This window comes from Novosphingobium sp. BL-S-33, from assembly GCF_056857025.1.
In genome coordinates, this window is record NZ_CM166475.1 from 459,244 (window position 1) to 473,805 (window position 14,562).

Annotated in this window: 10 protein-coding genes; 5 read left to right on the forward strand and 5 right to left on the reverse strand. The window is 60.5% G+C overall.

Going from position 1 to position 14,562, the window contains the following annotated elements:
- The first annotated feature begins 167 nt into the window (after positions 1-167).
- The gene (locus AC1VVM_RS18820; protein ID WP_482957351.1) at positions 168-842 is read left to right on the forward strand and encodes a TetR/AcrR family transcriptional regulator; all 675 of its coding nucleotides are present in this window, start codon (positions 168-170) and stop codon (positions 840-842) included.
- Positions 843-1,071: 229 nt separating this feature from the next.
- Entirely contained in the window at positions 1,072-2,955 is a 1,884-nt protein-coding gene (locus AC1VVM_RS18825; protein ID WP_482957086.1) for a tannase/feruloyl esterase family alpha/beta hydrolase, read from the forward strand.
- Positions 2,956-3,345: 390 nt separating this feature from the next.
- On the opposite strand, the gene AC1VVM_RS18830 is transcribed toward AC1VVM_RS18825, so the two are convergent.
- The 3 genes from AC1VVM_RS18830 to AC1VVM_RS18840 all read right to left on the reverse strand — a co-directional run bounded on the left by AC1VVM_RS18830 (position 3,346) and on the right by AC1VVM_RS18840 (position 8,761).
- The gene (locus AC1VVM_RS18830) at positions 3,346-4,512 is read right to left on the reverse strand and encodes an IS110 family RNA-guided transposase (protein WP_482905801.1); all 1,167 of its coding nucleotides are present in this window, start codon (positions 4,510-4,512) and stop codon (positions 3,346-3,348) included.
- A 75-nt stretch (positions 4,513-4,587) separates the two neighbouring features.
- The gene (locus tag AC1VVM_RS18835; RefSeq protein WP_482957087.1) at positions 4,588-6,267 is read right to left on the reverse strand and encodes a tannase/feruloyl esterase family alpha/beta hydrolase; all 1,680 of its coding nucleotides are present in this window, start codon (positions 6,265-6,267) and stop codon (positions 4,588-4,590) included.
- 151 nt (positions 6,268-6,418) lie between these two features.
- Positions 6,419-8,761 carry a TonB-dependent receptor gene (locus AC1VVM_RS18840; protein ID WP_482957088.1) on the reverse strand — a complete coding sequence of 781 codons (2,343 nt, stop codon included), beginning with the start codon at positions 8,759-8,761 and terminating at the stop codon, positions 6,419-6,421.
- Positions 8,762-9,025: 264 nt separating this feature from the next.
- Between AC1VVM_RS18840 and AC1VVM_RS18845 the strand changes: the two genes are divergently transcribed.
- From AC1VVM_RS18845 to AC1VVM_RS18855, 3 genes are all read left to right on the forward strand, one after another.
- A complete protein-coding gene (locus AC1VVM_RS18845) occupies positions 9,026-10,156 on the forward strand; it encodes a helix-turn-helix transcriptional regulator (protein ID WP_482905324.1) in 1,131 nt (376 codons plus the stop codon).
- A 133-nt stretch (positions 10,157-10,289) separates the two neighbouring features.
- Positions 10,290-11,201, forward strand: a complete 912-nt coding sequence (locus tag AC1VVM_RS18850; RefSeq protein ID WP_482957089.1) for an alpha/beta hydrolase — start codon at positions 10,290-10,292, stop codon at positions 11,199-11,201.
- 53 nt (positions 11,202-11,254) lie between these two features.
- Positions 11,255-12,334, forward strand: coding sequence for an NAD(P)H-dependent amine dehydrogenase family protein (locus AC1VVM_RS18855; RefSeq protein ID WP_482957090.1), 1,080 nt, complete (start codon positions 11,255-11,257; stop codon positions 12,332-12,334).
- 107 nt (positions 12,335-12,441) lie between these two features.
- Here the strand turns inward: AC1VVM_RS18855 and AC1VVM_RS18860 are convergent, their stop codons facing one another.
- Positions 12,442-13,188 (reverse strand): SDR family oxidoreductase, encoded by a 747-nt coding sequence (locus tag AC1VVM_RS18860; RefSeq protein WP_482905327.1) that lies wholly within the window; start codon positions 13,186-13,188, stop codon positions 12,442-12,444.
- A gap of 27 nt (positions 13,189-13,215) precedes the next feature.
- Positions 13,216-14,505 carry a cytochrome P450 gene (locus AC1VVM_RS18865; RefSeq protein ID WP_482905328.1) on the reverse strand — a complete coding sequence of 430 codons (1,290 nt, stop codon included), beginning with the start codon at positions 14,503-14,505 and terminating at the stop codon, positions 13,216-13,218.
- Positions 14,506-14,562: the final 57 nt, after the last annotated feature.

Sequence of the window (14,562 nt, forward strand, 5' to 3'; positions counted from 1 at the left end):
TTCACGGCCGTCTGCGTGCTCTTCGTTGGGTCCACATTGCGCAGTTCCGTGCGCCCGTCAATTTAATATACTCACGGTTCGATTTATGTCAGTGCTCTTGCGCAGACGTCGGCCCCGGGCAAGAAGCGCATTGCCGTGCGTGAGCGGCGTCAAGGGAATTGAACAAAGTGGCGGTTGGAAAGCGCGGAAAAACTGCTGGACAGGACAGCGTGCAAATCGCCCCGCGCCCGCGTGGCCGACCGTCCCGAGAGCGTGCTGAATCCATCGATCGGAACGTGCTGGAAGCTGCCAAGCACAGTTTTCTCTCGGACGGGTTTGCCGCAACGACAATGGATGGGATCGCAAGGCGGGCAGGAGTGACGAAAGCCACTCTCTATCAGCGATACGATGACAAGGTCGCGCTGCTAAGGGCCGTCATGCAGGACAGAGTGGCCGCCTGGTCTGCAATTTCCGATAGCCGGGCGGTCGCGCGCGGAGATACGCTAGAGCAGCGTCTGCGACATTACGCCCGGTCGATGACGCGGTGGCGTCAGGATCCCGAAGTTGTCGCGTTTGGCAACTTGATCCTCGAGTGTTGGGGAAGCGCTCGCTCTGTTGCAGAAGAGATGCAGAACATTCGGCAAAATCAAATGGTCGATGTCATTGAGCGTGACATCACGGAATTCGGCTCAAAGGACGGCGTAAAGCCGGCAAACCCAAGGCTGCTGGCCGAGTTGTTTCTGGGCATGATCGGCGCGGTTCATACCCATCTCGGGGAATCGGGAGGGCTGAGCGTTTCTGTCGTTGACCAACACCTTGACCATGCGGTCGACATAATTCTGAATGGCAAGGTGGCTTGGTGACAGGCGCGGAGGCCGGTTGAATATCGGCTTTCGATGTAAAGGCTGTTTCGCTTCACCCGTGCTTTGCAGTGTCATCGCTGCCAACTTTCGAAGAGAAATCCTCCCCGGCACCGGACGGCATAAAAACGTTGTACCTCCCGCATGAGTAAATTATCTACCGATTAGTCGGTAAGCTACGACGAGTCTTGCGGCGCAACGGCGCCGAAACAGGGAGAGGAGGGTGGTTCGAATGCAGAAAACATCGCGAATACCGGAAATCATGGTGGCCTCGTGCGCACTTGCGCTGACGGGATGCAGTACCGGAGACATGGCGAATGGCACGGCGGTTTCAGCGCCATCGGCAGCCATGATCAGCGATGAGGCCTTGGCCGCAGCCTGCACGCCGCAGGCCATGCAGAAGGTAGCCTCGGCGCTGGGCGAAGGCGTAACTGTGAAGGCCATTCCCAATGGCGCGACAGTGCCGGGCGGCGCACGCTTTCACGCATCCGCCGGGGAATCGCCAGCATTCTGCCAGGCCGTCGGCAGCTTCGTGACCAATCCGGCTACCGGCAAGACCGCCAACTTCATGGCGACTTTTCCGGCCAACTGGAACGGGAAATACATGCAGGTCGGATGCTCCGGTCACTGCGGACAGTTCTTTGTGAGCGACCCGGCGATGCCCACGATCGTGATTACCAGCCAGGGCAAGCCCATGGATGCGATCAACAGGGGCTATGCGATCTTCGCGACCGATGAAGGCCACACCGGCCTTGCCGGCGGTAGCTGGGCCGCCAAGGGACCCGGGCAGATCGATCAGGATGCGATCGACGATCTCTACTACCGCGCCGACGAGGTACTTTCCCAATTGGGCAAGAATTTCACAAAGGCTTTCTACGGCACCCTGAGGAACCGGCCGCAGACGATCGCCTATTCGTACTTCAATGGATGTTCCGGCGGAGGGCGCGACGCGCTCGTTGCGGCCACGCGGTTCCCGCAGGCGTTCGACGGGATCATTTCAGGCTCACCCTACAACGCAGCGGGAGCAGCGTTCCAGTTCGCAGGTGTTCCGGTCGCCGCACTAAGATCGCCGGGCGCGGTGATCACGCCGGAACTGGCGGCATTGATCCCGCCCATCGTGGCTGCCCAGTGCGATAAGCTTGACGGGGTGGAGGATGGTCTAATCCAGAACCCGGCCGCCTGCAATTTCGTGCCCGAGCGCGACTTGCCGATATGCAAGCCCGGTGAAAGCGGCGGAAAGTGCTTCACCAAGGAGCAGGCCGAGACAGTCAGCACATTGATCAGCGCCGTGACCGACGAAAACGGCGAGATCGTCCAGCCGGGGCTGTCCGTCAGCGACATGCAGGGAATGTCCTTCAAGACTCCCAAGCGTCCCGACGACCTTGCCGCGCTGGAGCCGTTTCCGGGTTCGGACAATGGCGATGTTGCGGGCAATGGCTATTGGCCGCTTGCCGATGCCATGCTGAAAGTCTTCGTTCACAGCAACGATCCGAATTTCCATTCGCGTTCGGTCGTGAGCTTCGCGCGTGGCGGCAATGGACAGGTCACGAACTATCACATCGTCGTGCCCAGTTCCGAGGTCGCTCTGCTTCGCCGCAAGGCGCAAACCGGGATCGGTCATTTCGTCGAAGGCTTCGATCCGCTGATGCGCTCGAAAACGCGCCTGATGATCTGGCACAATCTTTCCGACAATGTCCTGACGCCCTATGCCTCGACCAATCTCTATAACAAGCTGGCGGCCCGCCACGGCGGCTATGCCCGTTTGCAACAGAGCGTGCGCCTGTTCGGCCTCCCCGGCACACCGCATTGCAGCATGGGCGGTGCAGGCCCCAACAGCTTCGATGCGATGGGAGCGATGGAGAAATGGGTCGAGCACGGGCAGGCGCCCGAGGCGCTTTGGGCCACGAACTACGCGGTGAACGGCTTCGGCGTTAAGCAATTCGACAAAGCGCCCGGCAGAACAATGCCGCTTTGCAAGTATCCCGAAATGGCGCGGTACAAGGGCAAGGGCGACGTCAACGACGGTCACAACTGGGAATGCCCGGCGAACGACCGGCGTATGCTTGAAGTCGGCGAAAGCGGGCGTCAGGCAGGCGTGACGATACCGCGGACCTGAATGCAATGGCGCGCGCGTAGTGACACGCGCGCGCCTGTGAATGTCGGCCTGTTAGGGGGGCTCGGAAGCACGCAATTGCGCGATGCTTCGGAGCCCCCTCACATGGGAGCTTTGTGTCAATCGTCGGTCTAGCTACGGCATTTGCTGTCTCTCGATATCAGATCCATGGTCTGAGCCTGTTGCAACAAGCGTCCCATCAACCGGTCCGCTCTAACCTCACATCCGGTCGCCGCTCATGCACGGCTACACCACAATCCCGCTTGCGTCGGGTTTGGCTCAGGAAAACGGGACCAACCTTTTTATCGGCAATCGAAGCCAAGGGGGATCGACGGTCCGTCTACCTGGATCCGGCGGGTGTCGCCCCGCAGGAAATCTTCTATGAGTACCCAGTCAGGCTGCTTTGAGGATTGCGCCCTTTGGCACGACGCCAGCGGAATTGAATTGCCACAGCGCGATCAGCAACTTGCGCGCGAGAGCCACTATCATCACGCGGCGGACGCGGCCGCCGTTGGTTCGCACCCGCTCCTCATACCAGAGTGTCAGTTCTGATGTTGGTTGATGTCGCAGCCACAGCCATGCGACTTGGATCATCGTGACGCGCAGCCGTTTATTGCCCGCTTTGGACACCCCTTGCTCTCGGTCCATCGCACCACTTTGCCACGGCGATGGCGCCAGTCCCGCATAGCTGGCGACCTGTCGTCGATTACTGAAGCTGCGGAACAACCCCTCGGCATGAAGCACGCCAGCGAATTCCGGGCCGATACCGCGCAATTGAAGCAGACGAGCGCTGGCCGACGCTGACGCTGGAGCCTCTTCGATCGCCGTGTCTAGTTCCAGCATCGCATCGCGTTCCCGCTCAACGTCTTTGATCTGCCCCAGAACCAACTCCAACCGGTCTAGCTCGCGCTCGATCTCATTCTTGAGATGGCGTGGCAACGGTCGTCCGTCGCCGGTAGTGAGCTCTTCCAACCGAGCCCGCCGGTTGGTGCGCAGCGGCTCGTAGTCGCCCACTCCTTGCGCGAACAGCAGGCCTTTCACTCGGTTAACGTGCCGGATGCGCTCGATCACCAGCGAGCGTCGCTCCCGGCAGATGCGACGGCGGTCTTCGTCTTCGACGCTTGGTACTGCGACCATCGCGCAGACCCTCGGCTCTCCACGTTTATAGGCGAGCAACGTACGGACCAGGGCCTCACCGTCGAGCTTATCCGTCTTCGCACGCCGACTCCGTCGCGAAGCCGCGATCGAGGCTGCATCGACGACGTAACTCTCGATTCCTTCGCACATGAGGCAACGGTGTATCCAGAAGCCGTCCAGTCCAGCCTCCTGAATAACGACCAATGGGTACTGCTTGCCGGTCCGCTCGCGCGCTTTGGCTTGTAACTGCGCGAACCGCTCGAGGAGGACAGGCACATCACCGCCCTTCACCTGGTGCCGCGAAATGCGCTCGCCGCGCCCCGGCAACAGAGACGTCACCAACCAAGTGGAACGGCTCAGCTCCAATGACACAAAGATCGCATTTAACTGAGTGCTGACGGCGGCATGGGATAAACCGGACATGGAGAGCCTCCTTGACGATAAAGCGGGGAGGTCAGTGTGCCTTAACTAGCGCCAACCCGCGCCCATGGGATCTTTTTATTGCGCTTCGTAGCTGGCGGCCTCGTTCGGATTGCCGCCGACATAGCGCACTTGCCTTGGGTAAGGAGCAATTGGCGCGCTGCGGCGGATCGGGCTGTCGGCGGGGGTCTCGATGACGATATCGTCCGGCGATTTGCCGTTCTCGACCCAGTCGACCATCAGGGCGAAGAACTGACCCGGCGCCACCAGTGGCGGATGCGCTTCGGGGTTTGACGTGCCGTTGGGAGACATGTGGCCCACACCCGGCAGCAGGTAGAGCCGGAAGAAGTCATGGACCTGCTCCGGTCCGCCCATCGTCTCAAGCACCCGGTCGTAGTAGCGGATCGTTCCCTGGACCGGGATCGCCTCGTCATTCCAGCCATGCCAGCTCAGGAACTTGCCACCGCGCGCCTTGAATGCCGAAAGGTCGGGATTGTCGCTGGCAAGGCGGCCGAAAGTCTCGTCGAGTTCGGTTCCGCGATCGAACGCCCGGGCGAGTTCCTCATAAGTCAGCTTCGTCCAGCCCGCCTCGCCATTGGCGCTGGCATTGTGGAACGTCGGATTGGCGAGGCGGGGATCGCCCAGATCGAGCGCCACCTGATCGGCCACGTATCCCTCGTGGGCGTTCGAACTGCCATAGCCGATATTGGCGAAATAGGCCTGATAGAGCGAGGTGCCGCGCATGAGGCCATACCACTTGTGCGGCCCCGAAAGTTCCGTCCCCACGCCGTTGTCTCGGGTGGGATCGGGCGCCGAGCCATCACTGGTGATGCCGTACCACATCTGGTTGACGACGCGCGCCTGCGCGAGCGACAGCGCATCGGGCCCGGCGTTGGTGCCGCCATCCTCGATGCGCAGCACGGCCTTGTCTTTGGTGGGATCGTAGATGCACGCGGCGTTGTCGGTCACATAGCCCATGTGCTGCCCGCCCACGGTATCGCACGAGGCAATGGCGGCATTGGACACAAGGTCCATCTGGGCCTTGGTCAGGTAATGACCGCCGAGTTCGCGTTCGACTGCGAGGCTGCGGTAGACATCGGCAGTCACCCATTGCGCCCAGTTGAGTGCAGGCAGGCTGGCGATGATGCCGTCATAATCACCCGGATACTCCTGGGCGAGGCGGTAGCCGTGGCGCCCGCCGGTAGACACACCTTCGTAATAGGCATGGTGTGCGGGCTTACCGTAATAGACTTGGGCGAGCTGTTTGGTCTTTTCGGCCATCACGTGCATCGCACGGTGGGCGTAGTCTTCCCAAAGCTGGCGCGCCGGCGTGCCATCCGGGTTCATCGCCCAGGCACCGTTTGTGAGCGTGTGACCGGAATCGGTACTGGCTGAAAGCGAGCCCTCGCTGCCTGCGGTCAGCGCCGCGTAAGGCCAGCCTACGGCATGGGGCGAACTGTGCTGGCCGCCGTCGAAGCCGCCGAGGCCGCCGATGTTGTGGATGCGCCCGTTCCAGGCCTCACGCGAGGGCAGCCAGACTTCGATGCCGATCCCGGGCGAGGTCGAAGGCGCGCCCTCGGGCCCCGGATTGCCGGGCCCGACGATCAGCTTGACGAGGCATAGGTCGGACGGGGCAACCGGCGTATGGGGTGATGCCGGTTCGTCGATGACGAGCGGCTCCCCCTTTTTGAACTGGCGGATCAGGACGATGCGGGTCAGGTCATCGTTCTCGATTGCGGCAACAAGGTTATCGGACATGGCGCAGGGCGCTCCTATGGGCGGTCGTGCTTCGCCGCTTCCCGAATGGAAAGCGAGCAGGCACGCCATGGTGAACTTGCCCGTTTTCAGGACGGAAATGATGCCGCACCGACGGCGTGAAGGATCGCGTCGGTGCGGCTGCGAATGCGGATCAGCGCGATCCGAATGAGTATCGTACATTCAGACCAAACTCACGACGCGGAGTGTAGCTGATCGGACGGTAGTTGACGGGAATGAAGCCAAACACCGGCGCCACCTGTCCCCGCGAAAGAACCTGAGATGTGTTCAGGGCATTCTTCGAGTACAGCGAGATTTCCCAGGCGTTGTCGGGCGAGCGAATGCCTGCGTAGACATTGAGCAGGCTGTAATTGTCGATGACCACGCCTTCGTTGCGATAGGGATTTTCCGGGTAATAGTTGAACAGCCCGCGGATAAATCCGTCGACGGAATTCGATACCGGGTGCGAGTATTCGGACTGGACCGAGAGTGTCCAGCGCGGCGCGGTCGAAATCGATTGATTGGACTTGCATCGCGCTACCAGAACGCCGGCGGCCGCAAAGTCGGCCGCTGTCGGCACGCCGTTGTCGGGAATGCCATCGAAGTTGCTGTCGTTGCAGGGCACATAATCGTTGTCGACCGTTCCCTTCGCATAGCTGAAGCCGGCCGACACGTTCCACCGGGGCGTGATCAGGAAGGAGGCGTCGGCTTCGATGCCCTTCACGATCGCATTGGCATCGGCGGTGAAATCCTGCCTCGTGACCATTCCTTGCGCGAAGTCATCGAAATAGATGTCCTCGATCAGGAAATTGTGATTGTCGAACTTCTGATAGAACGCCGCGACGTTGAGATGCGCGCGCTTGTCGAGGAACGATGCCTTGAAGCCGACCTCGAAGCCCAGCGATTTCTCCGGCGGCTTGAAGTGCAAATCGCTTGCCGACTGAAAGCCCGGTACTTCCAGCGGACTGAGGATCACGACGCTGAACGGCGGACGGTAGGATGTTCCGGCATTGCCGTAGATCAGGAAATCATCGGACAAGCGATGCGAAAGCGAAGCGTTCCAAACCCAGTGAGTGTCCTTGATCGGCTGGGTCTGGGCAAATCCCGGCAGGCAGAAATTCGACGGCGTGAGGCACAGCGAGTTTCCTTCACCCGGAACAGAATCGAACGGTTCGCTGGCCGTCTGCTTGATATCGATATGCCGCGCGCCGCCGGTCAGTTCGGTGCGGTCGGTAATGTGTGCCGTGACTGTGCCGAAGAACGAAACCTCGCGGCTTATGACCTTTTGCGAGAGCAGCGTGCCGATGTTAGAAAGCGGCGTCGAGGGATCTACCACGCCTATGGCGCTTCCCTTCTGGTGCTCGTAGTAGGCGCCGATCGTATAGTCGAAGATCCCGGCAATCCGCTCCTCGGAGGCCAGGCGCAGTTCATGGCGCCATGTCTCGTTCCCGGCCGGCGCAATCGCCTGGTAGGAATCGAAGCCGGGGAAGACGTTGTATGGATCCTGCGGCGTGTATGTGTTCAGCGTCTGCTTCGAATATCCGCCCACGTAGCTGAGCTTCTGCCCAGCGAAGCCCCAATCGGCGTTGGCGGTGACGAGGTCGAATTTCAGCTTCGAATTACGCGAAAAGTCGGACACGGCAAGCCGGTCGCTACCCGAGATGACCGGACCGCCGGCGGGCAGGCCCAGCATCGGGAAGGGGTTCGAAAAGCCATCGACCTGTTGGAAAGAGCGATATTTGGCGTCCATGTGCTGGTACATCAGTGACACGCCGATAGTGTCCGTGGGCTCGAAGCGCAGACTTGCGCGCATTGCCTCGGTCTTGCCGAACGGATCGGCGCCATTGTTCACGCTCGTCACGCTGTCGAGTTCGTTGTGATCGACGAGCCCGGCCAAACGAATTCCCAGTACGCCATCGATCAGCGGCACGCCCACGGCGCCGTTGACGTTGATGTTCCCTCGCGTAGTCCCCGTCATGTTGACGTAGCCGCCGGTCTCGGAAAGGTCGGCGCCCTTGGTCGTCAGGGTGATCGCGCCGGATGGCGCGGAACGGCCGCGCAAGGTGCCTTGCGGCCCGCGCAGCACTTCGATCTGTCCCACGTCGAACATCGACTGGAATACAAGGTTCGAATCCGCGCTCGCTTCATTGATGTAGAACTGAACCGTGGGGCTCGTGCTGCCCGCCAGCGTATCGAACGTCACGCCGCGAAGCGAGAACTTGGAATCCGAACCGGTAACGCCGCCCGCAAGCTGGAGCCCGGGGACTACGTTCTGAATATCCTTGAAGTTCTGGAGGTTGAGCTTTTCGATCGCTTCCGTGGTGACGGCGTTGACCGTTTGGGGCACGTCCTGCAGGCTCTCCTGACGGCGGCGCGCCGTGACGATGATGTCTTCAGACGAATATACCGTGGCTTCCTTCGGCGCGTCCTGCGCGTGTGCGCTTGCCAATGGCAGAAGGCTTGCGCCTGACAGCACGATCCACCGTAGTTTCTTCATGGCTTTCCTCCCTGTTCGCCCGCCGTGGTTTCATCCACGTGCAGGTAATTTCCTTTTCGGCAGATGGCGCTGTGGCCTTCTCCTCCCACGATCGCACCAGGCGATGCCCGCTTTTTGCCGGTCGGTTGGAGTTGCCCAGTATCCTCGATCCCGCGGCATTATTGTCGTGCCGCCCGTTTGGTGTTGCGGCAATCTTGGCGTAAGGATGGCAGCAGAAAAACACCCATATGGGGGTATGCGAAGTAAAATCCGGGAGAGCTAAGAATGTCCGCTACGCTTGGCTTGGCTGATCTTACCCAGAGCCTGCTGGACGGTGCATATGAAACGGAATTGTGGAGCACCTTTCTCTCGCAGCTTTCCGCCGCTACCAATTCCGACTTTGCCATTCTCCTGTGCCAACCGCCCGGCTGGCGGCAGGATGATGCCTTGCAGCTCATTTGGGGCGATGCCCGCATCGAGGAGAGCAAGGACATCCATAGACGTCATTTCGTTTCACGTGACCCGAATTCGGGAGACACGACGAGCGAGGCGACGCCTTATTCCCTGCGGGATCTTATCGAGCAGGATCAAGGGGAGCACACGGCATTCTATACCGAACTGACGCAAGTCCATGGTGTAAGCGATATCCGCCAGATGCGGGTGAGAGAGCCTAGTGGTGTCGACGCCTGGTTGACTATCGTCCGCAAAGTCGGGGCGTTCGATCGCGACGTAGACAGACTTCTCGAACAACTTGCGCCGTTTTTGCGAGGCGTTCTGCGCAATTACGTGACTTTGCAAAGAGAAAGCTTCACCGCGTCACTCGCCGCCGAGGCGATCCGACGGCTGCAATTCGGATGGCTGGCGCTCGACCGGAATGGAAAGGTAGTCGATTGCGACGACGTCGGATCGGTTTTGCTGCAAAGATCGGGAATGCTCAGCCGATCCGGGGCGGGGCGGCTGAAGATTGCCGACGCCAATACCGAAAAAGCCATTCTCGATATCATCCGCGTGATGTCGACTAGTGTTGAGGCCCAGCCACGCGCGGTTTCGTTGTCGAGGGATCCATGGCTGGATATGCTGCTGGTTCCGGCGCCCCGGCGCTTTATCGGTACAATCGGGAAGCCCGTTGTAGTTGCCTACATCCATGGCGATAGCTGGAGGATCGCGGATCGATGTGGCCAACTCATCGATCTGTTCCGGCTTACCAAGAGCGAGGCCCGGCTTGCGCTTGAACTGTGCCGTGGAAGATCGATTGCCGAGGCGGCGGACGATCTTGGCCTGCAGGTCGAAACGGCACGGGGCTACTCCAAGAAAATCTACGCAAAAATCGGCGCGCGGGGGCAAGCGGACCTTGTCCGCATTCTCATGGGCAGTGTGCTGGCGCTCGCACCTGACATCGAGCGGCTGCCTCGATGATCTGAGGACAGGTGCTATTTCGGTTTGCCATGACTTGCACAATTAACCAACTGTTCGGTAGGGTTGGGAATCGCGACGGCGGGCAATGAGATTCCAGGATGCAAAAGCGTTCGGACGGGCTGGGGAGTAGTGCATGCGAAAGTCTGTATACTTTGGGGCACTTGCTCTTGCGCTCATCGGTATACCCAGCGCCGCGCAGACAAGCCCTGCGGTACGCGATATTCCCGCTCCAAAGGCACCACCTTCGATACCGCTGGACGATTCGGTCGCCGGTAGCGCCGATACCGAAGTCTGGACACGGCTTGGAACGCTGGATGTCGTGAGAAACGTCTCGCATCCGACGCTTACACCGATCCTTCCGGAACCGGGGCATGCAACAGGGGCGGCCGTCGTGATCGCGCCCGGCGGCGGTATGATCATGCTCGCTCTGGATGCGGAAGGCTGGCAGGTTGCGCATGCGTTCGCACGCCGCGGGATCGCGGCATTCGTACTGAAATACCGAGTCCAACCGACGCCCGTGGCTGTTCCCGATCTTCTGGCCTATTTTGCGCAGCTGCAGGCAAAGGCGGAAAAAGGCGAGGCGACGGAGACCGATAGCACCGCCGCGGTCAAGGATGCCGGTACCGCGATCGCGACGGTGCGGGCCAACGCCGCGCGCTGGGGCGTGGACCCTGCACGCGTCGGGATGATCGGGTTCTCCTCTGGAGCAACCGTGGCCAGAGACGCCGCTCTTGTAAATGAGCCCGGTGGGCGGCCGAACTTCGTTGCGCTCCTTTACGGAGGTTTGGACAAGGTTGAGGTGCCGGTAACGGCACCGCCAATGTTCGCTGCGGTGGCCTTTGACGACAAGATTGCCAGATTTGACGGCTTTCCTGTCGTCGCCGCTTGGCACTCGGCAGGGCGGCCCGTCGAATTGCATGCCTATCAGAGTGGCGGGCACGGATTTGGGCTGGGGAGGCCCGGCACGACCAGTCTGGGCGTCTTCGACCAGCTTATCCAATGGCTGGATATTCAAGGGTTTCTAAAACGAAAAACCGAAAAATGAGCTGGCCGGCGACATTCCGAAATATTGTCTGTCGTAGTGTTTAAGTCGCCTTTTTGATCAATAATTTGCAAATTATACGGGAGAGAGAAATGGAAACCATGCGGGTAATACAATGGACCACCGGAAAAGTCGGCAAGCTTGCGCTTCGCGGCATTCTGGATGATCCCCGATTGGAATTGGCGGGTGTCTTTGCCTATTCCGACGAGAAGCGTGGCGTGGATGCAGGAACGCTTTGCGGGCGGCCCGAATGCGGAGTGTTGGCGACAAATGATATCGACGCGCTGATTGCCCTGGGCGCCGACGCGGTCATCTACACACCTTTCATGGCCGATCTGGACCACGCCGTCAGATTGCTGGAAAGCGGAATAGACATCATCAGCACCAACCTGTTCCTGAACGTCGGAGGCATTCAGGGAGAGACCCGGCAGGCGCTGGAGGCAGCGTGCCAAAAGGGCGATTCCTCGCTCTTCATTACAGGGGTAAACCCCGGGTGGATCAACGGTGTAGCTGCTGCGCTGACGGCGGTATGCCGTGATGTCGAGATGGTCTCGATTTCGGAATCGGCCGATTGTTCGGTCTACGAATCCAAGGAGACCTGGCTCGCGATGGGAATATCGCTTCCCGAAGCCACGCCGGAAGTCATCCAGACAAGTCGCTTGTGGATGACATCGTTCTACGATGCCGCGAACCGGTTGGCGACAGCTCTGGGTTTCGAACTGGAGGAACTGGATTACGATATCGAATTCGCCACAGCCTCACAGACGGTCGATCTCGGCTTCATGACCATCCCCAAGGATACCAATGCCGCGCTGCGCGCCGGTTGGACTGGGAAGATTGGCGGTCGCACCGTCGTAAAGGTGACCGTCGCCTGGTATCTGACCAAACTTCTCAATGAGGGCTGGGAGTTTGACGACGACCAGTACCATCTGGTGATCAAGGGCGAGCCGGAGGTCAATACGCGCATTCGCTTCACGCCGCCCGCGCACTGGGGGCGGCACGAGTGGGATACGATGACGGCCATGCCGGCCGTAAACGCCGCCTTCAACGTCAAGGCGGCCCCTGCCGGCATTCTGACGTTGAAGGACGTTGGCCTGCCTTGCGCGCCTGCCGGCCTTTGGGCTTCCGCAAGATAGGGTGACGACAGCAAGCCCGGTTCGCCGCTCCCCGCGATGGCATGGGAGCGGCGCCCGGGTCTGAACCGGGGCGCCGGAATGGATAGGTCAGGCGAGCGCGGTCGCTCTCAGATGTACATGCCGCCATTCACGCCGAGCACCTGCCCGGTGACATAGCTCGCATCGTCCGAAGCGAGATAAGCACAGGCCCCCGCGATGTCGGCGGGCGTGCCGGGACGGGAAATCGGAATCATCTGGACGATCATCTCGGTCGGGAACCCGCTGGATTCCGCATGCCGGTGCATCATCGGGGTCTCCACCAGCGAAGGCGGGATGGTGTTGACGGTGATATTGTGCGGGGCAAACTCGCGTGCGAGCGCCCGGGTCATGCCGATGACGCCGCCTTTCGATGCCGAGTAATGGACCTGCCGCGGGCCGCCCGACTGCGCCGCCTGTGAGGAAATCGTAACGATCCGGCCCCACGACTGCTCGATCATGTCCGGAAGTGCGGCCTGCACGGTATGGAACACGCCGGTGAGGTTAACCGTCATCGTCCGGTCCCACTGCGACTGCGACATTTCCATGAAGGGGACGAATTCGGAAATTCCCGCGTTCGCCACGACGATGCTGATCGGCCCCAGTTCCTTGCGGATGCTGTCATAGACTTCGTCGAGTGCCGAACGGTCCGAAATATCGACGGCGTGAGCGGCAATCCGCGTGCCTTCCGCGCGCAGCAGCTCGGCTTCCTTGTCGAGAAGCGCGCCGTTCATGTCCAGCATCGCGGTCGGATGGCCATCGCGCGCAAAGCGCTGGGCAATGCCAAGGCCGATGCCTCCTGCCGCGCCGGTAACGACAACAGTACGTTTTTCATTCATTCGATCGTTCCTTGAATTCGGTTGTTTTCAGTTCGCCGCAGGGGTCAATTTCACATTCAGCTTTTCAAGTCCGCGAACGATGAAGCTGGCCTCGTACTCAAGCGCCGGATCGGCTGGCGAACCGTGTGCTGCCTCGTCGATCGCAATGTTGCTCGTGAGCTTCAGGAACTTCTCCAGGATGATCCGGATCTCCACCCGGGCGAGCGGTGCGCCCGAACAGACATGCCCGCCGCGGCCGAAGGCCAGCTGTTCGCGCAGTTTTGGACGGTTAAGCTGGAATTCGTCGGGATTTTCCCAGCGAGCAGGGTCCCGATTGGCAGCAGCAAGGGCGATCATCACCTTGGTTCCCGCCTTGACGGGAAGGTCTCCGATATTGGTGTCCCGGCGCGCGAGGCGGAACGTGACCTTGCTCGACCCTTCAAGGCGCAAAACCTCCTCGATGAACGCCGGGATAAGGCTGGGGTCTTCGCGAAGCTGGCGCTGCACGTCAGGCATTCGGGTAAGATAGAGCATGGAATTGCCGAGCAGCTTCGCGCTCGTGTCCTGCCCGGCGCCGAACAGGAAGGTGCTGAGCTTCACCAGTTCGATGACATCCGGAAGCGTCCCGTCCGGATAAGTGGCGGTTGCGAGATCGCTGAGGACGTCTCCGTTGGGGGCGGCTCGGCGTTCCATCAGGTAGCGCACGAAGAAGCCCGCCATGAATTCCAGCGGTCCCACGTCCGTCGTCGCGCCTTCGGCTTGAATGCTGCCCGGCGGGGGCGCGTTTTCGATGACGTTGGTGAACTGTTCGCGGTCCTCGGATGGAACGCCCAGCAGATCCGCTATCACAAGTGTCACGAACGGTACGGCAACGCCCTTGATCACTTCGCATCCGCCGCTCTGCACGGCATCACGCACCATCGTTTCCGCCAGTTCGTTGATGTAGGCTTCGTTCGCCTTCAGCCGCGAGGGCACGAAGAGGCGGTTGAGCACCGCGCGCGCGTTGGCGTGCCGGGTATCGTCGAGGGCAACCAGCAAGTCGCCAGCAATTATCTGATCGCGGTGCGCCTCGATTTGCGGAGTAAGGTCGTCACCTTCCGGCACGAACGGCAGCGGTGCAACCGGGCCGCCGGGAGCGATCGCCGAGGAGAAATCCTTGGGATTATTGAGGACGTCGAGGGCTTCCTGGAAGCCCGTGACAATCAGGAGGTCTTCGCGCGCTCTCGATGCGGTCACGCGGCCGCGTTCGCGCAGTTCCCTGAAAAACTCGTAAGGATCGAGCAACAGAGCGGGATCGGTAAGATAGTCACGGTCGATCAGTTCGAGGGCTTCTGTCACAGGATACTCTCCAGAATTTTTCGTAACGTTTTCAAAACTGCAAACGGTATGGATTCG

Bases quoted from the DNA above. Each gene is read 5' to 3' on its own strand.
- AC1VVM_RS18845 (WP_482905324.1), top strand. From the start codon at position 9,026: ATGTCCGCTACGCTTGGCTTGGCTGATCTTACCCAGAGCCTGCTGGAC.
- AC1VVM_RS18835 (WP_482957087.1), bottom strand. From the start codon at position 6,267: ATGTCCGATAACCTTGTTGCCGCAATCGAGAACGATGACCTGACCCGC.
- AC1VVM_RS18850 (WP_482957089.1), top strand. From the start codon at position 10,290: ATGCGAAAGTCTGTATACTTTGGGGCACTTGCTCTTGCGCTCATCGGT.
- AC1VVM_RS18840 (WP_482957088.1), bottom strand. From the start codon at position 8,761: ATGAAGAAACTACGGTGGATCGTGCTGTCAGGCGCAAGCCTTCTGCCA.
- AC1VVM_RS18830 (WP_482905801.1), bottom strand. From the start codon at position 4,512: ATGTCCGGTTTATCCCATGCCGCCGTCAGCACTCAGTTAAATGCGATC.
- AC1VVM_RS18860 (WP_482905327.1), bottom strand. From the start codon at position 13,188: ATGAATGAAAAACGTACTGTTGTCGTTACCGGCGCGGCAGGAGGCATC.
- AC1VVM_RS18825 (WP_482957086.1), top strand. From the start codon at position 1,072: ATGCAGAAAACATCGCGAATACCGGAAATCATGGTGGCCTCGTGCGCA.